This is a genomic window from Nitrincola alkalilacustris (assembly GCF_008973755.1).
Lineage (GTDB): Bacteria > Pseudomonadota > Gammaproteobacteria > Pseudomonadales > Balneatricaceae > Nitrincola > Nitrincola alkalilacustris.
Genome location: NZ_WBOM01000004.1, coordinates 254,487 through 274,321 on the forward strand (window position 1 = coordinate 254,487; position 19,835 = coordinate 274,321).

Consider the following 19,835-nt stretch of genomic DNA (forward strand, 5'->3'; position numbering starts at 1 on the left):
TCTAACTGTGTATGTCGACTCAGTGATCCGGTGGTGCAATCCGTATGCCTGCATGGGTGAACGGGACTTTTTTGGAGATATTGATCCGGATCAGTATCGGGGTGATCGCCTCGATGCAGCGCGCACTCTGTGCAGGGCCTGCGTTGTAGGCTTTCACATCCAGTTTCTCGATCAGTTCGATCACCTCTTCACGTGCCGCCAGATCGTTACCGCAGACCAGGATGTCGCAGTTGATCGAGTGATCGAGCTGACTCAAGGTGGTGGCCGAGACGTTATGCAGCGCTCCGATCACCGGGATCTCATCACCCAGCAGCGCCTGAGCGGCTTCGGTGGCAGAGCCTTCGGGCGGCATATCTACCAGCTTCGGATCGCCCTGTTTCAGCGGCACCACGATATCCACCAGAATCTTGCCGCTGAGCTGGTTGCGGATCGCTTCCAGCGTGGCGTTATGGGCAGCGTAGGGCACGGCGAGAATCACCATGCGCTCGGCGGCAGCCACTGCACCCTCATTATCGGTGCCGCTGATAATCCCGGTTGCACCGGGGATCAGTTGGTTCAGTTCGGTAGCGATCTCTGCTGCGCGCTCAGCATCGCGTGAGCCGAGCACCACATCCACGCCGGCCGCTGCAAAGCGCAGGGCCAACCCCTTGCCCTGAGGGCCGGTACCGCCAAGAATTGCGATTGTCATCTGAATAAATCCTCCAGTTGGGGTCTGATAAGGTCGAGTGCGGAACTGTTGTCCGGTGTCCACTCAACCCCTTTAAAAATCAATGCGGGCACCTTGCCCTCTTTGCTCATAAGCAAACCGGATGCGGCAGCCAGCTCATCGGCCAGTGCTGGCACGGTCACTTTCAGCTCGCGACCATAGGCGTCGGACTCACCGGCCAGATCAATTTTGCTCGGCACCCTGGCCAGACCGATCGCGACATTCACCAACCCCATGCGCCAGGGTCTGCCGAAGGTGTCGGTGATCACCACGCCAAGCTGTTTGCCACTGGCCTGCTCCAGACCCTCGCAAAGGCGACGGGCACTGGCATCAGGATCGATCGGCAGCAGAATCACATGCCCCGGCATATCGACATTGGACTCATCCACCGCGGCATTGGCGCAGATAAAACCCAACCGGTGCTCGGCGATCAGCGTGCCCTCCTCCTGACCGGGCCGTTTCACGGCACGCACCACACGGCGTGACTCGGACAGGATCACCTCGATCTTGCGCGGGTCCTTGCTCAGGGTGTCACTCAGTTCAAGCGCCTGCTCCGACGGGGTAACATCAGCCAGATTGACGATCCGCCCTTCCGCCTTGGAGACCACCTTATGTGCGATCACCAGAATGTCGCCGTCCTCCAGCATGATGCGACCACGGTCCAGTGCGGCCAGCAGGATTTCCACCAGATCATCACCGGGATGAATATCAGGGATGCCCGGGAGGGTCTGTAATGTGATCTGTCCGTTCATCCGTTAAGCCTCGTTGGTGAAGTGATGGCAGGTGCCAGGATACTGCTCAGATTGTCGAGCTGATCAGGTGCCGGAATCGCTGTCAGGCAGCCTTGCCAGTGGCGCAGATCATCCGGTGTGTCGATATCACGCGTCAGTTGAGCCAATGTCAGCAGTCGCGCCGGGATGGCACGCTGGTGAGCCTCGGCCAGATGTGCCCGACTGGATTGTTTGCCGAAACGAAAAGGGATCACCCCCGGTGGAGAGGTCAGCAGCGCATTGGTGCCACCGTCATGGGCAGGACAGACCACCACTGATGGCATCTCACCCGCGGCGCTCAACAGATGACGAATCTCGGCGACATTCAGCTCTGCAATATCAGCTGGCAACAGCAACTGGGACTCGAAGCCCTGTTCACGACACCAGTGCGCGGCCAGAGTAACGGCATGGTTGAGTCCTGCTTCCTTATCACCAGCCAGCAGCAAGGTTCGCTCAGCGTCGGTCAGGACAGGTTCCAGTAGCACTTGTGCGCCATGGCTCACTGCGATATCGGCTATCTGCTCCGATGCAGTCACCACCAGCAGAGGGGTATCGCTGAAATGATGTGCGAAAAAAGTCAGGGTCTGCCGGTACAGCGCAAGCGCAACCGCTTCACGCTGGGCCCCATTCAGCAGCCCTGACAAACGACGTTTGGCACACGCAGGCGCCTTCATCGGAACCACGATACAGGTGCTCATGACACTACTCTTAACACTACTCATGACACTACTCATGACACCACCGCTCGCAACGATTCACTCAACACCGCCTGAACATCAGCAGGCGGGTGTGACCGGCCACTGCCGACATAGAGCTGCACCAGAGTCTCGGCCACACGGATCTTGTTCTGTCGCGACTGCATCAGCGTATCGGTTGCCAATACATCCAACCCTCTGGCCTGCAGCGCCGGAATCGCCTCACGATCCAGTTGATCAATCAGCAGACCGTCAATCAGACCCTGATAACAGTCCGCCACACCCAGCACATCGCTGCTGAAGCCAGCGGCGCGCATCATACCGTCTGCTGGGCCCTTGACCGTCTTGCCCTGTATCAGCGGCGATACGGCAACCCGATAGGCCGAGGTATCCACCACTGCCTGACGGATGCCGGGCACCGCCAGAATGGCGCCGATGCTGGCAATCGGATTGCTCGGTGCCAGCACCAGCAGATCGGCTTCGGCAATCGCCCGCAGCGCCTCAGGTGTCGGAGTGGCGTTGTCGGCGCCGATCACAGTGAAGCTTTTCACCGCTGGTTCGCAGCGCTCACGCACAAAGTAGTCCTGAAAATCGAGCCAGCCCTTGTCGGTACTGACCCAGCTTTGAATCACATCATCGGTCGGCAACAGTATCTCGGCCTTCACGCCCAGTTGGCGGGCGATGTTGGCGGCAATTTCACTGGGCCTGATACCGAGCGCACGCTGCTCGGTGCGATAGATATGGGTGGCAAAATCCTGATCGCCAAGGAACATCCAGGTTTCACGCCCCAGCCGTTTCAGCGCCTGCAGCGTATGATCAGTGTCGCCCTTCAGTCCCCAGCCCTTGTCGCGATCAATCATGTCCGCCAGCGTGTAGGTCAGGGTGTCGATATCAGGAGATACCCACAGACCATGAAAGGTCTGGTCATCTGCAACATTACCGATGATTTTCAGTGGGTTGTCTGTGTGATTGCCATCCTGTGCGCAGTAGTGGCAGTGCATCAGACCTTCGGCTATTTTGGCACCACCGACACCACCGGCCAGCAGGGTGATACGCAGCGCCTGATCCGGCTGTTTAAACATTGCTGCCCGGGCATTCATGCGGCACCCCCGGCGCTGGTCGCAATCAGACGATAGCCGCACTGTGCTGCCTGATTGGCTGAAGTACCCTCAGGGGTACCAACAGAAGTACCGACTGAAGTACCGACAGAAGTACCGACAGAGTCAAAGCTTTCAAGCGTCTGATACAGCGTGCCGCGACGGTAAGGTGTCAGACCCGCCTGGCGGATCATGCGCACCATATCGTCGGGTACAATCTCCTGACCATGCTTGCCACCGGAGGAGCGGGAAATGCTCTCGTTCATCAATGTGCCACCCAGATCGTTGGCACCAGCGCGCAGCATCTGACGGGCATAATCCGGTCCCAGCTTGACCCAGGAAGCCTGAATATTATCGATCCAGCCGTTCAGCATCAGACGCGAAACCGCATGCATACGGATATTCTCATCCGCCGTCGGGCCGGGGCGTACCAGCATCTGATTGCGCTTCTGTTCGGTGAAGAGCGGCGACTCATAATGCACAAAGCCCAGCGGCACGAACTCGGTAAAGCCGCCGGTACGTTTCTGAATATCGCGCAGCAGGGCGATATGGGCCGCCCAGTGGCGTGGCTCATCAATATGCCCATACATGATCGTCGAGGTGGTCGGCAGCCCGAGCTGATGGGCCGTGGTGATGATCTCAACCCACTGCTCGGTGGTCAGCTTGTCTTTGGTGAGCTGCTGGCGGATCTCGACATCCAGTATCTCGGCGGCGGTGCCCGGCATGGAGCCCAGGCCGTGATCGATCAGATCCTGAATAAATTCAGCCGTGGTCACTTTGCTCTTGTGTGCACCGAACCAGATCTCAAAGGGCGAGAAGGCATGGATATGCATATCCGGGACCTGCTGCTTGATCGCCTTGAGAATATTGCGATAGTGGCTGCCATCGATATTGGGGTGCAGACCGCCCTGGATGCACACTTCGCTGGCGCCGCGATCCCAGGCTTCCTGCGCCCGTTTGGCCACCTCCTCCATCGACAGCAGCTCAGCATCGGCATCACCCTTGCGCTTGGCAAAGCCGCAGAACTTACAGCCCATGTAGCAGACGTTGGTGAAGTTGATATTGCGCGTGATAACAAAGCTGCCGCGATCTCCGACCGCCTGCTGACGAACCAGATCGGCCGTGGCGACCAGTGCATCCAGCTCAGCACCCTGAGTATTAAACAGCACCACCGCCTCAGCTTCGGATATCTCTTCCCCCTCCAGCGCCCGTGCCAGTATATGGCTCACCTGAGGGTTGATCTGCGCCAACCGGGCATGAATACCACTGCCAAGGCGAGCCTGCATATCCACACTGCGGGGGCCTCTGGCAATAACGTGTTGCTGTTCAAAAATACCCATGATGCTCTCCTTGAAAACTGTATGCGTGTGCCTTGGCTCGATAGCCACTAGATACCTACTGGCAGTACTGCACCGATGCCAGACCATCGACTCGGGCGATCTGCTCCACCCGCTCAGCCACACGCGGCAGAAAGTAACGCTCCGGTAGATTCTGATACTGGGGATAGACTGCCAGCCGCTCCTGCAGACGGTGCCCACAGGCAGCAGTGGCTGTTGCAAGTTGAGCAATCTGCGGCCAGGCTTTTTCAGGATTGATATGGTCCAGCGTCAAGGGGGAGATACCGCCCCAGTCATTGATTCCGGAGTTAAGATAGGCGCTGTAGCGCTGCTGAAGATTCGGTGGTGCCTGCAGGCTGATAGAGGGATCAAGCAGCAGCCGAGCCACCGCCAGGGTGCGCAGCATATCGTCCAGATCCGGCTCGGGTGAGTTGGCCATCGCGGTGCCGGGCTTGGCACAGAAGTTCTGTACGATCACCTCCTGGATATGGCCATAACGCTGATGGATCTCGTTGATGGCGATCAGGCTGTCGACTCGTTCGGTCCAGTTCTCACCGATACCGATCAGGATGCCCGTGGTGAAAGGTACATTTTGGCGCCCGGCACGCTCCAGCGTACGCAACCGCTGCACCGGCACCTTGTCAGGGCAGGCATAGTGCGCCTCGCCTTTAACCAACAGACGACGGCTGACGTTCTCCAGCATCATCCCCATGCTGGCACTGACTGGCTTTAATTTGCGGACATCTTCGGATGACAGAGTGCCGGCATTAACATGTGGCAGCAGGCTGCTTTCATTGATCACCCGCTCACACATGTCGTGCAGGTAATCAACCATCGAGGTGTAGCCTAACTGCGCCAGCGCCTCACGCGCCTGTGGATAGCGCAGCTCTGGCTTCTCACCCAGACTGAACAGAACCTCCTTGCAACCCATGCGCTCACCTTCATGCACCACGGCCATCACCTGCTCGGGTGTCATGATGCGTGCTTGAGGATGGTCGGGATGTTTAACGAAGGTGCAGTAACCGCAGGTATCGCGGCACATGTTGGTCAGGGGTACGAAAACTTTACGCGAGTAGGTGATGCGATCACCCCAGTGCAGATCGCGCAGGGCGCAGGCCTGATCGCGCAGTTGCTGCAGTGCATCTGCACTGACGCCTTCAAGGCTGATAGCCTGGTGTCTGGATAACATGGCAATCTCTCCCGCGTATTATTGTTAGTTTTCCGTGGGGCGGATGTTTCTGTTCAGCGGCACATTGGCCAAACTGATTTATTATTTTTTACCATTTGGTAAATACATACTATCCATATTTTTACCAATCGGTCAAACATTTTTTTAACCATAAAAAAAGCCGGTATCAAACCGGCTTCTATGTAACGTCTCTGCGTGTTCGCTTCAGGTCATGCCCGTGCCTTTCAACACCAGCTCAATCAGAAACTCGCTGGCCTTGTCATAGTCCTGCTGCTGCAGGGCAGGTTTGCCAAGCACCATCTCGATCTGGGTCGAGAAATCGGCATAGGTCTGGGTGGAAGCCCAGATCATGAAGAACAGGTGGTAGGGATCAATATCGTTGATCTTGCCCTCGGCAATCCACTGTCGAATCAGCACCACATCTGCCTCCAACTGAGGCAGCAGACGATCTCGCAGATACTCCTTGAGCCGATCCGCACCATTGATGATCTCGTTGGCAAACACTTTCGAGCCGTTGGGATGCTCCTGCGACAGCTCGATCTTGCCACGGATATAGTTGGCCATCATGGTTCTGGGCTCATCCCCTGCCTGCTCCAGCAGGGTCATCTTATCGAGCCAGAGATCCACGATATTCTGCAGCACACGCTGATACAGCACTTCCTTGGAGGGGAAGTAATACAACATGTTCTGCTTGGAGATGCCGGCACGCTCAGCGATCCCATCTATAGCAGCGCCCTGAAACCCAAATTGAGCAAATACATCCTCTGCTGCTGCCAGAATCTGCTGCTCGATCATTGCGCGTGAACGGCGCTTGGGCTTGGTGGCTGCCGGTTTGTCTGAATCATGGGCAGGACTGGTCATTGGCACAGTTTTGGGGCGTTGCGTCATCGGACTGGTTTTACCACGAAAAGGAGATTTAATAATGCACGCCAATATACCACAAATGGTGGTTTTTTATATTAGGCAATCATTATGCACCATATTGGTGCATAGCCCTATTGGCGCGCCGCTTTATAAATCCACTTACGCGAGAACGCGAAGATCCGATCAGCCCATCGCACCGGCAAAAGTACGTAGTGATTAACTTCGCTAGCAGTTAGGGCGAAGCTTTGCGGCAATTTTGAAGCCGCGAAGCGGTGGAAAAACTGTCCGGTAACAGCGCCTGATTATGCACTATTCGTAGTGAGTCCAGAGCCTGAGAACTTTCACCACCCGCTCATCTTCGAGCACTTGGTAAACCAGACGATGCTGGATATTAATGCGGCGTGAATAGGCTCCCGACAGATCACCAATGAGCTTCTCAAACGGAGGCGGCTTGCGGTATGGATCTTCTGCTATCAGCGCTAAAAGTTCCTGAGCTTGTGGCTTGAGGCCGCCGGAGGCCAACTTCTTTGCATCTTTCTGGGCTTGCTTGGCGTAAACCAACTTCCATGTCACCAGTCCAACTCCTCATCGCATTCATCCACGGGGGTGTCCATCCCCTCACGAATAGACTCCCGCATACCTGGCACGGATAGCAGGTAAAGTGTTTCCTGAATTGCAGACCAGTCTTCCTCGGAAATCAGGACGGCTTTGTTCCGCTTACCCATGATGACAATGGGTTGGTGGGACTCAGCGGTCTCATCAATCAACCGATAAAGGTTGCTGCGCGCCTCGGTTACTGTGATTCCGGTCATGACATACCTCTTGCAGTACAACTTTTAATCAATTGTACGCTTTCAGGTACGTACGTCAAGCCGGACGTTTTACATAACACAAAGTTTTGCGGCAATTTTGAAGCCGCACAGCAGTAGAGAAATTGTCCGTCAACAACACTGGTTAAATTACTACCGTTCACCTTCCAGCTCATGCCATACGCGTAAAATGATGACGGCACTCACATGTACTGAATAGCGGACGACATACTTGCCGAAAACCATGTCGCGGATGGAGTCAGGTACCGGCGCCAATTCAACTGGTGTTCCCATTCCAGGGAAGTCTGGTAGTAATTCGATTTTACTAACCAATTCTGCGGCTACCCTGCCTGCCGCAGGGGGATTGTGAACTGCGATAAACTCCCTGAGGCGCTTCAAATCTTCAATTGCTTCGTCCGTGTAAACCAGTTTCACTTACCTGACCTCGGCGCATCCTGCTCGTTTTCGGTTCCCCAGCTATTGAGCCAGTCATGGACCTCGCTAGCATCGACAACTTTTCCCTGGGCAGCCGACTCCATTGCCTTTAGCGTTTGCTGCCAACGCTCCTGCTCACGTAGCTGCTTTTCAATGTATTCTGATAGAGCCTGATTGATCACCCAGCCTTTACTCCGATGGAGTCTGCCGGCGATTGCTTCCAGATGTTGTTCAACTTCTGCTTGAAGACGAACGGTAGTGACGCTCATGGCGATACCTCCAATGCGATTAACTACATTGTATTACAGCATAGCCTGTGAGATTTTCATATGGATACGTCTATGCCCAGAAAGAGAACATCAGTGCGTAAACTTCGTGAAGTCCTTAGGCTACGTTGCATGCTGGCCTGTCCGCCCGTCAAATCCGCGATTGCCTGCACGTCAATCGTTACTGCTGGCCGTAGCTGCAAGCGAGGCTGTTGTTGACAGGACTTCATTGATCGCCTCAATGTGACGACACTTCGGGTAGGTACTGCATGCCCAAAACTGCTTGCCGGCATTAGCACCACTCCTGGCCACACGCACAACCATTGACGATGAGCACTTGGCACAGCTCTTTTCAATCTTTTCGATCTGCTTCTCAGGTGCTTCAACCGGCAGTTCTGCTTCTGGTTCAGCCGCTGTTTCTGTAGCACTGTTGCTGACAGCAGTCAGGTGCGGTGCCAGCAATGCCTGTATCTCGCTGATGACATAGCCCGCCTTGGCCGGTACGCGAATAAATGGGATATCGGCAGCGCTGCACACCCCGGTCAGAAACTCGTCCCGCTGTTGCCGCTTGCTGGCTTTGTGTGAACTGTCATCCAGCTCCAGCACACAGATCACAGAAAGGTCATCACTGTCGCACAGAACAAAATCGAAATGCTTGGCAGAGATCTTGTTAAACGCTCTCTGCCAGATACTCCTCGCCAACCCCTTCCGCGGGGTTGCAATATCCGCCACCCTGACCTTGCCGAAGATCGTTGCATTCGTGCCGACAGCCTGGCTGAGTACGCCATAAAACGAGCGCTCAGCCGGTGTAAAGAGTGGTCCTGCTTTCTGATAGGGATAGTCTTCGGGGCCAGACACCCGCCCCTTCAGGGATTTGGCAAAGACAAGTGCAATGACGATAATCACGACCGCTGCAATGAGTAACCCTTCCATCTGTTTCCTCCTTTATAACCCTGATATCTGCTACCCGAAAAAGCAGCAATTCTTGTCCTCACGGACGATAGCAAAAAACTCCTCAATAGTGCGAGACTCAGGTGCCGGCGTGTAGAGATGCCACTTGAGATCGCTGCGGCCCGCTCAATCTTTTTACTTCAAATTCACTGAAGGACATATGTGCTCTCTGTGGGTAGGATGGTCATTTGTCATTGTAGAGCTGGTCAGCCAAGGGCTGTAAACTAATCCGATAGCCTCAACGCCGCAATGTTAGGCGAGAGTAATGCATGATCTTCCCCTGACAAATCCTAGGCTAGGAGTGTCCACTATTCCGAGGGAAGTCGATTCGTTAGATCGAGGTGTCCACTAAAACGGGGGAACTACAATTACCGCTGCAAGCAGCAAGATGATTTGCACCTGTACTGAGCCTGAAACTAACTAGCTTGAAACCCGACGCCTTGAATAGTAACAGCCGCAGGTTAACCGATGAATGTGCTGTCAGTACGGAAGCTGAAATCAGTAGGCGCTCATTGAGCATGAGATAAGTGAGCCCCGATATGTTTTTGTTGCAGGCTATCGCCTGGCAACCATGATGACAGATGAAGCAATCTATCTTGCTGATGGACAACAGGCTGGCCGCTAACGCGGCCAGAGGAGCGGTTTTACCTATTGACTCCGTGGAGGCTCATATGCGTTAGGTACTTTTTCCACTTCCACTATCCTCAAATAAACAGTAGAATGATGACTATAAGTATCAATTATGAGCTCAACCATGTCAAATGCACTTAATGTCGCAAGATATACTAACGTTGATCAGCAAAAATCAGATGGCGCTACTTACACTCCTAAGCCCCTAGCTGAGTTTGTAGCCAATCAAATAATTAGTGTATTTGAAATACCCAAAAAAGGGGAGATCAGAATATTAGATCCCGCTTGTGGGGATGGCGCATTGCTTGATGCGTTGGTAAACAACTTGCCATCTTCGACAATAAAACGGTTAGTGGTTCGTGGCTTTGATACCGATTTAGACGCTATAAAAATTGCAACCAGCAAACTACTTAGTAAGTACCCAGGTCTAAACCTCCAACTAGAGCAGAAAGATTTTCTCCACTACGTACTAAATTTACAAGGCAATGGTGATCTTTTCTCAAACAACGAAGCCATTGAACCGTTTAATTTAGTAATTGCTAATCCACCTTATGTGCGAACTCAAATCATGGGATCAGAGCAAGCGCAAAAATTAGCTCAGAGTTTTAACCTTAGCGGACGAGTAGATCTATACTATCCCTTTATTTTGGGGATATCAAAGATACTAGATAAAAACGGGATCACTGGTGTAATAACCTCAAATAGGTTCATGACGACAAAATCTGGACAAGATATACGTAGGGAAATGCTTACCCGTTTTAAAATGCTAAGCATTTGGGATTTGGGTGATACAAAATTATTCGATGCAGCTGTGCTTCCATCGGTTTTTATTGCTAGTGGTAATTGTTGCAAGACCTTAAATACTGGTGGGATTGCATTTTCGTCGATTTATGAAACAAAAGATAGCCCCACCACTAAATCTTCTGACGCTCTTAAAGCTTTGGCAGAGGAAAACGACACAGTAACAGAGGTCCCCGATGGTAGATTTTTTAGAATTCGTCGAGGCACACTAGCTAATGGCAATATTCCAGAGGGTGTTTGGAGAATAGCTACCAAGCAAACAGATAAATGGTTAGCCACTGTTGAAAAAAACACATGGGACACATTTAGTCGGATTGGAAAAATCCGTGTTGGAGTAAAATCTACAGCAGATAAGGTTTTTTTACGTAGTGATTGGGACGATCTGCCAACTGGAAAGCCAGAGTTGTTGAAACCACTCATTACAAGAAAGTGCGCACAACGTTTTAGAGCGCTAGTTCCTGAAAACCCAAAACATCGAAAAGAGATACTGTATCCTCATGAAGCAACAGAGAGCGGTCGTTCTGCTGTTGATCTGAGCCTATACCCCAATTCAGCTAGATACTTAGAGCAACATAGGCAAAAGTTAGAAAGCAGAAAGTATCTCATTGAAGCTGGTCGTAATTGGTATGAGCTCTGGGTTCCACAAGATCCAGCTGCATGGGCTCAACCTAAATTGGTGTTCCCAGATATTTCTGAAAAGCCAATTTTCTGGATGGATACAAGCGGTGGCATAGTAAACGGTGAATGTTACTGGCTTCAATGTAAGAATAAAAATGAGCAGAATCTTATGTGGCTGGCACTCGCTGTAGCAAATTCATCATTCATTGAAGCTTTTTATGACCACCGTTTCAACAACAAACTTTACGCTGGGAAAAGAAGATTTATAACGCAATACGTCGAACAGTTTCCACTTCCGAAGCCTGATTCTCCTGAGGCTATTGAAATTATCAGATTAACAAAAGAAATTCATAAGATAACCCCCTCTGCTGAAGCAGAAAAACTGGGAACAGAACTCGAAGAGCTTATTTGGAAGGCCTTTGGCTTAAATTCCAAAGAAATTTCTAGGTAATGGGATTTGTATTTTTCCATTAATTACTCGACCTTCGAACTGTCTAAAACGATTAAAAAAGTCAGCACCAGTAGTTACATATAAATGGGTAAGTGTCACAAAGGCGCCATCCGTATTTGCATAAAATATAACGTAGCGAGTATCACAATGTTTTGGGTGGTAGTTACCAAGTTGTTGCACATCAACACTTTCATTGCTGCTTGGGAGCACCAATCCAAGATCTATTGTCGGAGACGTTTGTAATTTAACTTCTAGTAGCTGGTGACGAATATCAGGAAACTGGCCTTTATCTTCATATCGACTATATCCTAAATGTTCGCAAATCAAACGGTGTAAGCCCTCACCACGATTACGCTCCTGATCAATACCAGGATCTTTAAACTTATAGCCTACAAGGGGTGATAGGCGGATAAATATTTCTTCAATTGGCAATAGCGCAGAAGATTGTGGCTCATCTACTGGGCTAATATTTTCCGAAAATGTAGCGTTAGAATTTAAATGTGGTAAAAGTTTGGATGTGTCCGTATTTGAGATTAACTCATGGGTTTCAACACCAATCACAAGGCTTGCTTGGTATTTTTTCGTTATTGTTCCTGTAGTATCTAAAATTGCTAGCTCTTGCCCATTCACTACTCTGATTCTAGTGACGATATCCAGCTCAGATATTTCGATTATTGCATAGCGCCTTGTTGGAGAAAGTTCTTCATTCCAAATTTGTAAGTTTCTAGATTTTTGTGTGTAAATGTCTAGCTGCTGACCAAAAAAACGTGGCTGAGTTTTTTTGAAAGAGTTAGGTGAAGGGTAACCAAGCGCTGAACATACGGCTTGTTTGACGACCTTTGATCTAGTTCTTAATGCCAAACCACTCAAATTAAGACCAATTAAACCTTGGTTTAGTAAGGTTTCCAGCTGTAACGTTGGAATCCAATAATTAGCATCTCCGACTTCGATTGGTGAATAAATATCAAAGCCTGATGCTTGAATAGCTGCTTTAAAATCAATTGAGGTTCTATTTGTCACTATCTGCTCTCGACGTAAGCAATTCCACGATGCTTACGCCAAGTGCTTCAGCAAGTACTTCAAGTGTACTTAAAGTTACATTGCGCTCTTCTCGCTCAATTGAACCAATATAAGTGCGATGCAAGTCGCAAATATCAGCTAACTCTTCCTGTGATATACCTCGTGATTTTCGAAAAGCACGGATATTTTCAGCAAGGATAGAACGCAATGAAATACTCGGGGTTCTAGGCATCATTAGGAACGATTAAAAAGAAACCATTGTTCCCGTGTGATGACTATGTATCTACAGACTATAGGTAGCATATTTAGTGCTGGCGAAGTGTGGGCACCTAACGATTAAGCTAAAGGGCTGACTTTAGCTAGTCCCTGCGAACGGAGTGAGCGCTTTGAGCACATAGTTAGGTTACGGCGCGCAATGGTTTACAGCATGAAAGCTGCAACTAGTTTGGCAAATTTCTAGAAGGACGCTCTCGTCGAGTAAGAATTCACGAGAAAACGTGCTCCAAGGTCTTGCGATGCGCAGGCGTGACAACAGCATGGGAGCTGCTTTGCTGTGTTGCATTGCTGCGCCTGGCCAGTTGTCTTACACAAGAAGCCAGTTCTCATCAAACAGCGTGTTGCCTTCTCGACCTGCAACTTTTACCTTCTTGTTGATTAAGTCGGCCATTGCCTTGACCCAGCTATGCTCAACGGAATTACCTACCATCCAAGCGAAGGCTTGTCGGCCTCGATCTCGGCAAAGATGGTAGATCTGCTCTTTCGCGACTCTGTAAGGCTCGTGGGGCGCGTGAAGTGAATACCTGGACCTTAACCTTGGGAGCGAAGAAAGGCTTCCTTTGCGGCGTTCTCGGGAATGGCTTCGGTATGCTCAATCCCAATGCGAAATGCAGCAAGCGTTAGAAGAAAGTCTGGCCCCTCCCGCTTGTCGATAGCGAGTGGGAAGTCATCCAATTTAAAGGAGAGCGAGCCCAATAATCGCACCACCGAGTAGATTTCCACATGCTCCTGTGTGCGCCCCTTTGATCGCTCCGGAACGTCAACGTTTACAGTGCGAAGCCGGCAGTGAAACTGTTCAAAGGTATCAGTGACCAACATGATTAGCTCCGTAATCTAACGCTACTCAGCACGCGCGGTTACGAAATGGAGGCGAAACAACATCGCCGTGTCTGGCATTATTATGCTCAGCCCCGAGTTCGATTGGCAGTGATCTCACGCTCTAACTCTCGGTGCTTTTCGCCCAATTTCTCTTCAAAGTTCTCGATAGCATTCCTAGTATCGATAATTATTTCAATTATCTGCTCTAGAGACTCAACCGAGAACTGGACCAGCTCATGCTCCAAGCCTTGCTTGCCCATTTTGAACCGAACGTGCGTATAGCCCTCGTCGTCGGTGTGCTGCCAGTTTGCATGCACGACCTTATTCCTTAATGTTCCGCATTCTTTTAGGCTTGAAATCACCCCTGAAAAAACAGGAATGTCCAAACCACACTGCCGTAGCTCTTCGCTCCGAAATCTCTCGTAGAGACCAACCTTGGTTGCATACATCATGTTATGAAGTACTAGTAAACCTTTGTAGTCGGTCCGATCAGAAATGTTTTCGCAAATTAGATTGTCAAGGTCAGATTCTAGTGCGTTGAAGAACAGAATCACCTCGCCAATCAGCGGCAATAAATCTTGAACATATTCAAAGGATTCCTCGGTATCCCCAAGGCCATCTATGATGTATTGACCAACTGGTGACTTCCTATTCTTCAATCTGAGATTCCCCAAGCTGCCTTAGTGCATAACTTTGCATTCTGCGCATGCTCATTTTATCATTTCTGATATCCAGAACATGCTAGCGTATCGGCTTGATTTACATACACTATTACAGAAACTCCCTCTATCCAGTAAAAGTAATTCGAGCATGCTCGAATTACCCTGAGCGAATGCGAGGCTAGAGCCTGCGTACTGAAAAGACTGACATTGCACCCAAATGAGCGTCAGGTACCGGGAGCGACTATCCGGGGGAGTCCGCAACAGGGATGTTGCGGTCTAGGCCCCATGGACGGGTTTACGCCGACCCCGGATAGGCGCACCCGGTGCCTGGCACGGGTCAGTGGCATTGGTCATTGGCATGTCAACTGCGAAACACGCTACCGCCCCGACGGTGCTCCATCACACTTGACTACGTCCTGTTTGTTACCTGAATTTAGTACATACCTTTTGTGTGTGCAATCACACTTTCTGCTTTACGCAGGTCCATCAGTACCCATAGCACCGGCAAAATCAAGCTGCCGCCAGGCTTCATACACCACGATGGCACAGGCATTGGAAAGGTTGAGGCTGCGGCTGTCGGCACACATCGGCAGGCGCAAGCCACTGTGTTGCTCACGCACGGCAGGAGGCAATCCGCGGGTTTCAGGACCGAACAGCAGCATATCGCCGGGGGTAAAGCGGGAATCAGTATAGCGGGTGGTGGCATGAGTGGTCAGCGCCCAGACCTGCCCGGGCGCTACACTGGCGATGCATTGGTCCAGATCGTCATGCACCTTGACCCTGGCCCACTCGTGATAATCAAGCCCGGCACGTCGCAGGCGCTTGTCATCCAGCTCGAAGCCGAGCGGGCGAATCAGGTGCAGATGAAAGCCGGTGTTGGCACATAAACGGATGATATTACCGGTATTGGGTGGTATCTCCGGCTCAAACAACACGACATGCAGCATGCTACAGGGCTCCCAGGCAGATTCGGTGATTCAGGCAGCAGTTGCAGCCTGAAAGGGGCCCATTATAACGATCTGTGCGTAGCCGTGTTAATCATCATCCTCATCGGCCATCACTTCATCAAGGTTCAGTTCCTTGATCTTGCGGGTCAGGGTATTACGCCCCCAACCCAACAGTTGCGCTGCATCGCGTCGTCTGCCTGCTGTGTGCTTCAGCGCGACCTCTATCATCGCTCGCTCAAACTGCGGCACCGCCTCATCCAGAATCGAGACTCGCCCGCGTGACAGCTGCTGATCGGCCCAATGACGCAACAGTTGCTCCCAACTGCCACTGACCACACTGCCACTCTCCTGCTGCTCCAACAGCTCCGGTGGCAGATCAGACACCAGCACTTCGCGACCAGAAGCCATCACCGTCAGCCAGCGACAGGTGTTTTCCAACTGCCGCACATTACCCTGCCACGGCAATTCGCAGAGGAAGGCTTCCGTCTCGGACTTGAGCATCTTCGGCTCGACATTAAGCTCTTCGGCAGAGCGCGCCAGAAAGTAGCGCGCCAGCCGTGGGATATCTTCACGCCGCTGCGACAGTTTTGGAATATGGATACGGATGACGTTCAGGCGATGAAACAGATCCTCACGGAAGCGCCCTTCCCGCACCAGTTGCTCCAGATTCTGATGCGTGGCAGCGATAATACGCACATCCACCTTGACCGGCGTATGCCCACCGACCCGGTAGAACTCGCCATCCGCCAGCACGCGCAGCAGGCGAGTCTGAGTTTCGGCTGGCATATCACCTATCTCATCCAGAAACAGCGTGCCGCCATCGGACTGTTCGAAGCGACCCCGCCTGGCAGCCGCAGCGCCGGTAAAGGCACCCTTCTCATGCCCGAACAGCTCGGACTCAATCAGATCACGTGGTATGGCGGCCATGTTCAACGGGATAAAGGGTTTGCTGGCACGTGGGCTGTGCCGATGCAGCGCATGTGCCACCAACTCCTTTCCCGTACCGGAATCACCATTAATCAGCACGGTAATATTGGACTGCGACAGCCGACCGATCGCCCGGAACACCTCCTGCATGGCAGGGGCTTCACCGATGATTTCGGCGGTGTCGGGATTTTCCATATCCGGGGCTTTCTGGCGTCGCTCATAGGCATGTTCCAGCGCTCTGCGTACCAGTGCCACGGCATCATCGACATCAAAAGGCTTGGGCAGATACTCAAAGGCGCCTCCACGATAGGAAGCCACAGCACTGTCGAGATCCGAATGTGCCGTCATGATGATGATCGGCATGTCGGGATACTGCTCCTGAATATGCTCCAGCAACTGCAACCCATCAGTACCCGGCATCCTGATATCACTGATGATCGCATCCGGCTGCTCCCGATCCAGACGCTTGATCAGCTCATCGGCACTCTCAAACGCTGAGGCCTGAATACCGGCCGAACCGAGAGCCTTATCCAACACCCAGCGAATCGATCGGTCATCATCCACAATCCAGACATTACCCGGCGTTTTCATGCTTTTGCTCCAGTGGAATTAGTAATTGGAAACGGGTCTGCCCAGGCTCTGATGAGCATTCGATCAACCCTCTGTGCTGATTGATGATCGCCTGTGCTATCGACAGGCCAAGCCCTGATCCATCGGCACGCCCCGTGACCATTGGATAAAAAATTGAGTTCACCAGATCGGGTGGTATGCCGGGTCCGTTGTCGATAATTTCGACCGAACAGACCAGGCGGTGTCGCTCACTGCCCAGCGTGATCTGTCGCAGCGCACGGGTCCTGATCATGATCTGTGGATCAGGCGTTGCTGCACCCTGCAGCGCCTCCATCGCGTTGCGCACGATATTCAGAATCGCCTGGATCAGCTGCTCCTTATCACCCTCAAACTCTGGAATACTGGGATCATAATCCCGTGTAAAAACCAGTGTACTGCCCGACTCGGCACTGACCAGATTGCACACTCGCTCCAGCAACGCATGGATATTGACCTCTTCGATACGCGGCAACTTATGTGGCCCCAGCAGGCGATCCACCAGGTTGCGCAACCTGTCGGCTTCTTCGATGATAACGCGGGTATAATCGTGCAGCTCCTCGTTATCCAGCTCACGCTCCAGCAACTGTGCCGCTCCCCGAATACCACCCAGCGGATTCTTGATCTCATGCGCCAGCCCACGCACCAGCGAACGCGCCGTGGCATGGCGGGTCAGCAGCTCCTCTTCACGCTCGATACGCATCAGACGATCTCTGGCCTGAATCTCCAGCAGCAAGCCCTTGTGTGACATGGGATTCACGCTGTAATCCACAATCAGCTCCTGTCCGGCCTGAGTGATCAGTCTGGCTTCACGCTTGCTGTAGGGATGCCCGGTACGGAAAGACTCACGTAACACCTCCAGATCCTCCTTGCAGGGCGACAACCACTCTTCAAAGGGGCGTTTCAGCAGTCGGCGCGAAGAGGCCTCCAGCAGCATCTCGGCAGCCGGGTTCATGTACTGAATACACAGCTGCTGATCCAGCAAGAGTACAGCTGTGGTCAGGTTTTCCAGTATCTGGCGACTTACATCGTGACGAAACATTCACCCACTCTCCGATCTCTTGTACTGTTACTGCAAAATAGAGGCCACAATTCACTGACACGCTCATCAACCCGAATACAGGCCCTTCGGGGCTGCCCGACAGGACCGCGCAAGAAAGCCAGGCATGTAACGCACCATTATAGTGCATCACATTCACATACTGTGCACTTTGAAAAAATATGAATCTTTATCAATCAGATAGCCTGCACCTTTTCCGCACTCCCCTCTGCACTCTTGCCGGGCTCTATTGCGCAAAGTGCAGAGGGGAGGATCGAGCCCCCAAGACAAAAAAACCTCCCGAAGGAGGTTTTTTGTGTCGCCTGCAGGCCTCTTAAACTGAGTAGTACAGGTCGAATTCGACTGGGTGAGTGGTCATGTTGACACGCTCAACCTCAGCACGCTTCAGCTTGATGTAAGCATCCAGCATATCCTTGGAGAACACGCCGCCCTTGGTCAGGAACTCGTGATCTGCTTCCAGACAATCCAGTGCTTCAGTCAGGCTTGATGCAACAGTCGGGATCAGCTTGGCTTCTTCAGCTGGCAGATCGTAAAGATCCTTGTCAGCTGGGTCGCCAGGGTGAATCTTGTTCTGGATACCGTCGATACCAGCCATGAGCAGTGCAGCAAAGCACAGGTAAGGGTTGGCAGCTGGATCAGGGAAACGCGCTTCTACACGACGTGCCTTAGGCGTAGTCGTGTAAGGAATACGCAGAGACGCTGAACGGTTACGGGCAGAGTATGCCAGCATAACTGGTGCTTCAAAGCCTGGTACCAGACGCTTGTAGGAGTTGGTGGAAGGGTTGCAAAGCGCGTTCAGCGCCCTGGCGTGCTTCACGATACCACCGATATAGTACAGAGCTGTTTCGCTCAGACCACCGTAGCCGTCACCCGCAAAGATGTTGGCGCCGTCTTTGTTCATGGACAGGTGAACGTGCATACCTGAACCATTGTCGCCTACCAGCGGCTTAGGCATGAAGGTAGCTGTTTTGCCATAAGCATGAGCAACGTTATGTACGGCATATTTCAGAATCTGTACTTCGTCAGCTTTTTTCACCAACGTGTTGCCACGCACACCGATTTCGCACTGACCAGCAGTTGCGACTTCGTGGTGGTGAACTTCGATGGTCAGACCCATCGCTTCCATCGCATCGCACATCGCCGCACGCAGATCATGCAGGGAGTCGATTGGTGGAACTGGGAAGTAACCACCTTTTACACGTGGACGGTGACCGGTGTTGCCACCTTCGATTTTGTGGCTGGATGCCCAGGAAGCTTCTTCGGAAGAGATGGTGTAACCACAGCCACCGATATCCGCATGCCAGTTAACTTCGTCAAATACGAAGAACTCTGGCTCAGGGCCAAGCATCGCTGTATCAGCGATACCAGTAGATTTCAGGTACTGCTCAGCGCGCAGAGCAACAGAGCGTGGGTCACGGTCATAACCCTGGCCGGTAGCTGGCTCAACGATGTTGCAGCGTACAATAACAGTTGCTGCTTCACAGAAAGGGTCCAGGATTGACGCGCTGTCGTCCGGCATCAGGATCATGTCGGATTCGTTGATGCCTTTCCAACCTGCGATTGAAGAACCATCAAACATTTTTCCCTCTTCAAAGAAGGAATCACCCATATCAGATACCGGGATAGTGACGTGCTGCTCTTTACCTTTAAAATCGGTAAAACGCATGTCGACCCACTTTGCACCGCTTTCTTTGATCAGATTCAGAGTATGCTCTGACATACGACTCTCTCCACTTGAATGAATTGTTGTCCGGAAGGGCGATTCGGCACTACAAGCCGGCTGCAACCGCTTACCTTCCTCTTGCCTTTAACTAAGCAAACACCGTGCCAGCACCAAAAAAGTGCTGATCACCTTGATTTCAGGGACCCGTTACGGTGCCGGGCAGTTTCATGATGCAC

The 19,835-nt window shown here is 52.1% G+C and carries 21 protein-coding genes and 1 pseudogene; 1 reads left to right on the forward strand and 21 read right to left on the reverse strand.

The window, feature by feature from the left end:
• Window positions 1-19: 19 nt before the first annotated feature.
• The 13 genes and pseudogenes from npdG to F7R27_RS18915 form a co-directional block, all read right to left on the reverse strand.
• A complete protein-coding gene (gene npdG, locus F7R27_RS09140) occupies window positions 20-688 on the reverse strand; it encodes an NADPH-dependent F420 reductase (protein WP_151703937.1) in 669 nt (222 codons plus the stop codon).
• The gene (cofE, locus tag F7R27_RS09145) at window positions 685-1,458 is read right to left on the reverse strand and encodes a coenzyme F420-0:L-glutamate ligase (protein ID WP_151703938.1); all 774 of its coding nucleotides are present in this window, start codon (window positions 1,456-1,458) and stop codon (window positions 685-687) included. The genes npdG and cofE overlap by 4 nt, the downstream gene beginning before the upstream one ends.
• On the reverse strand, window positions 1,455-2,198 hold the full coding sequence (gene cofC, locus F7R27_RS09150; RefSeq protein ID WP_168927468.1) for a 2-phospho-L-lactate guanylyltransferase: 744 nt from the start codon (window positions 2,196-2,198) through the stop codon (window positions 1,455-1,457). The genes cofE and cofC overlap by 4 nt, the downstream gene beginning before the upstream one ends.
• A gap of 8 nt (window positions 2,199-2,206) precedes the next feature.
• The gene (cofD, locus tag F7R27_RS09155) at window positions 2,207-3,271 is read right to left on the reverse strand and encodes a 2-phospho-L-lactate transferase (protein ID WP_240776314.1); all 1,065 of its coding nucleotides are present in this window, start codon (window positions 3,269-3,271) and stop codon (window positions 2,207-2,209) included.
• On the reverse strand, window positions 3,268-4,608 hold the full coding sequence (gene cofH / locus F7R27_RS09160; RefSeq protein ID WP_240776315.1) for a 5-amino-6-(D-ribitylamino)uracil--L-tyrosine 4-hydroxyphenyl transferase CofH: 1,341 nt from the start codon (window positions 4,606-4,608) through the stop codon (window positions 3,268-3,270). The genes cofD and cofH overlap by 4 nt, the downstream gene beginning before the upstream one ends.
• Window positions 4,609-4,663: 55 nt before the next feature.
• A complete protein-coding gene (cofG, locus tag F7R27_RS09165; RefSeq protein ID WP_151703940.1) occupies window positions 4,664-5,794 on the reverse strand; it encodes a 7,8-didemethyl-8-hydroxy-5-deazariboflavin synthase CofG in 1,131 nt (376 codons plus the stop codon).
• Window positions 5,795-5,998: 204 nt separating this feature from the next.
• Window positions 5,999-6,655, reverse strand: a complete 657-nt coding sequence (locus tag F7R27_RS09170; RefSeq protein ID WP_151703941.1) for a TetR/AcrR family transcriptional regulator — start codon at window positions 6,653-6,655, stop codon at window positions 5,999-6,001.
• 312 nt (window positions 6,656-6,967) lie between these two features.
• Window positions 6,968-7,231: a Txe/YoeB family addiction module toxin gene (locus F7R27_RS09175; protein ID WP_151703942.1), complete on the reverse strand. Its 264-nt coding sequence runs from the start codon at window positions 7,229-7,231 to the stop codon at window positions 6,968-6,970.
• Window positions 7,228-7,470 (reverse strand): type II toxin-antitoxin system Phd/YefM family antitoxin, encoded by a 243-nt coding sequence (locus F7R27_RS09180; RefSeq protein ID WP_151703943.1) that lies wholly within the window; start codon window positions 7,468-7,470, stop codon window positions 7,228-7,230. The genes F7R27_RS09175 and F7R27_RS09180 overlap by 4 nt, the downstream gene beginning before the upstream one ends.
• 150 nt (window positions 7,471-7,620) lie before the next feature.
• Complete coding sequence (locus tag F7R27_RS09185; RefSeq protein WP_151703944.1) at window positions 7,621-7,902, reverse strand: type II toxin-antitoxin system RelE/ParE family toxin; 282 nt, start codon at window positions 7,900-7,902, stop codon at window positions 7,621-7,623.
• A complete protein-coding gene (locus F7R27_RS09190) occupies window positions 7,899-8,171 on the reverse strand; it encodes a CopG family ribbon-helix-helix protein (RefSeq protein WP_151703945.1) in 273 nt (90 codons plus the stop codon). The genes F7R27_RS09185 and F7R27_RS09190 overlap by 4 nt, the downstream gene beginning before the upstream one ends.
• A 171-nt stretch (window positions 8,172-8,342) precedes the next feature.
• Window positions 8,343-9,101 carry a DUF2726 domain-containing protein gene (locus F7R27_RS09195; RefSeq protein WP_151703946.1) on the reverse strand — a complete coding sequence of 253 codons (759 nt, stop codon included), beginning with the start codon at window positions 9,099-9,101 and terminating at the stop codon, window positions 8,343-8,345.
• A gap of 30 nt (window positions 9,102-9,131) precedes the next feature.
• Window positions 9,132-9,227 (reverse strand): annotated as a pseudogene (locus tag F7R27_RS18915) (DUF3024 domain-containing protein); the annotation flags it as partial.
• A gap of 646 nt (window positions 9,228-9,873) precedes the next feature.
• Between F7R27_RS18915 and F7R27_RS09205 the strand changes: the two are divergent.
• A complete protein-coding gene (locus tag F7R27_RS09205) occupies window positions 9,874-11,619 on the forward strand; it encodes an HsdM family class I SAM-dependent methyltransferase (RefSeq protein ID WP_151703947.1) in 1,746 nt (581 codons plus the stop codon).
• On the opposite strand, the gene F7R27_RS09210 is transcribed toward F7R27_RS09205, so the two are convergent.
• The 8 genes from F7R27_RS09210 to glnA all read right to left on the reverse strand — a co-directional run bounded on the left by F7R27_RS09210 (window position 11,593) and on the right by glnA (window position 19,656).
• Window positions 11,593-12,639, reverse strand: a complete 1,047-nt coding sequence (locus tag F7R27_RS09210) for a restriction endonuclease (protein WP_151703948.1) — start codon at window positions 12,637-12,639, stop codon at window positions 11,593-11,595. The genes F7R27_RS09205 and F7R27_RS09210 overlap by 27 nt on opposite strands.
• The gene (locus F7R27_RS09215) at window positions 12,629-12,874 is read right to left on the reverse strand and encodes a helix-turn-helix domain-containing protein (RefSeq protein WP_206060461.1); all 246 of its coding nucleotides are present in this window, start codon (window positions 12,872-12,874) and stop codon (window positions 12,629-12,631) included. Before F7R27_RS09215 ends, F7R27_RS09210 begins: the two co-directional genes overlap by 11 nt.
• A gap of 572 nt (window positions 12,875-13,446) precedes the next feature.
• On the reverse strand, window positions 13,447-13,734 hold the full coding sequence (locus tag F7R27_RS09220) for a hypothetical protein (RefSeq protein ID WP_151703950.1): 288 nt from the start codon (window positions 13,732-13,734) through the stop codon (window positions 13,447-13,449).
• An 86-nt stretch (window positions 13,735-13,820) separates the two neighbouring features.
• Entirely contained in the window at window positions 13,821-14,393 is a 573-nt protein-coding gene (locus F7R27_RS09225) for a hypothetical protein (RefSeq protein WP_151703951.1), read from the reverse strand.
• 476 nt (window positions 14,394-14,869) lie between these two features.
• Window positions 14,870-15,343 carry a tRNA (uridine(34)/cytosine(34)/5-carboxymethylaminomethyluridine(34)-2'-O)-methyltransferase TrmL gene (gene trmL / locus F7R27_RS09230; RefSeq protein ID WP_151703952.1) on the reverse strand — a complete coding sequence of 158 codons (474 nt, stop codon included), beginning with the start codon at window positions 15,341-15,343 and terminating at the stop codon, window positions 14,870-14,872.
• Between the two features lie 87 nt (window positions 15,344-15,430).
• A complete protein-coding gene (gene glnG, locus F7R27_RS09235) occupies window positions 15,431-16,861 on the reverse strand; it encodes a nitrogen regulation protein NR(I) (protein ID WP_151703953.1) in 1,431 nt (476 codons plus the stop codon).
• On the reverse strand, window positions 16,845-17,918 hold the full coding sequence (gene glnL / locus F7R27_RS09240; RefSeq protein WP_151703954.1) for a nitrogen regulation protein NR(II): 1,074 nt from the start codon (window positions 17,916-17,918) through the stop codon (window positions 16,845-16,847). The genes glnG and glnL overlap by 17 nt, the downstream gene beginning before the upstream one ends.
• Before the next feature lie 331 nt (window positions 17,919-18,249).
• Window positions 18,250-19,656: a glutamate--ammonia ligase gene (glnA, locus tag F7R27_RS09245; protein ID WP_151703955.1), complete on the reverse strand. Its 1,407-nt coding sequence runs from the start codon at window positions 19,654-19,656 to the stop codon at window positions 18,250-18,252.
• Between the last annotated feature and the right edge of the window lie 179 nt (window positions 19,657-19,835).

Bases quoted from the DNA above. Each gene is read 5' to 3' on its own strand.
- F7R27_RS09195 (WP_151703946.1), bottom strand. From the start codon at position 9,101: ATGGAAGGGTTACTCATTGCAGCGGTCGTGATTATCGTCATTGCACTT.
- cofD (WP_240776314.1), bottom strand. From the start codon at position 3,271: ATGAATGCCCGGGCAGCAATGTTTAAACAGCCGGATCAGGCGCTGCGT.
- glnG (WP_151703953.1), bottom strand. From the start codon at position 16,861: ATGAAAACGCCGGGTAATGTCTGGATTGTGGATGATGACCGATCGATT.
- cofE (WP_151703938.1), bottom strand. From the start codon at position 1,458: ATGAACGGACAGATCACATTACAGACCCTCCCGGGCATCCCTGATATT.
- cofC (WP_168927468.1), bottom strand. From the start codon at position 2,198: ATGAGTAGTGTTAAGAGTAGTGTCATGAGCACCTGTATCGTGGTTCCG.
- F7R27_RS09180 (WP_151703943.1), bottom strand. From the start codon at position 7,470: ATGACCGGAATCACAGTAACCGAGGCGCGCAGCAACCTTTATCGGTTG.
- trmL (WP_151703952.1), bottom strand. From the start codon at position 15,343: ATGCTGCATGTCGTGTTGTTTGAGCCGGAGATACCACCCAATACCGGT.
- F7R27_RS09220 (WP_151703950.1), bottom strand. From the start codon at position 13,734: ATGTTGGTCACTGATACCTTTGAACAGTTTCACTGCCGGCTTCGCACT.
- F7R27_RS09170 (WP_151703941.1), bottom strand. From the start codon at position 6,655: ATGACCAGTCCTGCCCATGATTCAGACAAACCGGCAGCCACCAAGCCC.
- F7R27_RS09190 (WP_151703945.1), bottom strand. From the start codon at position 8,171: ATGAGCGTCACTACCGTTCGTCTTCAAGCAGAAGTTGAACAACATCTG.
- F7R27_RS09215 (WP_206060461.1), bottom strand. From the start codon at position 12,874: ATGATGCCTAGAACCCCGAGTATTTCATTGCGTTCTATCCTTGCTGAA.
- cofH (WP_240776315.1), bottom strand. From the start codon at position 4,608: ATGGGTATTTTTGAACAGCAACACGTTATTGCCAGAGGCCCCCGCAGT.
- glnA (WP_151703955.1), bottom strand. From the start codon at position 19,656: ATGTCAGAGCATACTCTGAATCTGATCAAAGAAAGCGGTGCAAAGTGG.
- F7R27_RS09205 (WP_151703947.1), top strand. From the start codon at position 9,874: ATGTCAAATGCACTTAATGTCGCAAGATATACTAACGTTGATCAGCAA.
- cofG (WP_151703940.1), bottom strand. From the start codon at position 5,794: ATGTTATCCAGACACCAGGCTATCAGCCTTGAAGGCGTCAGTGCAGAT.
- glnL (WP_151703954.1), bottom strand. From the start codon at position 17,918: ATGTTTCGTCACGATGTAAGTCGCCAGATACTGGAAAACCTGACCACA.
- npdG (WP_151703937.1), bottom strand. From the start codon at position 688: ATGACAATCGCAATTCTTGGCGGTACCGGCCCTCAGGGCAAGGGGTTG.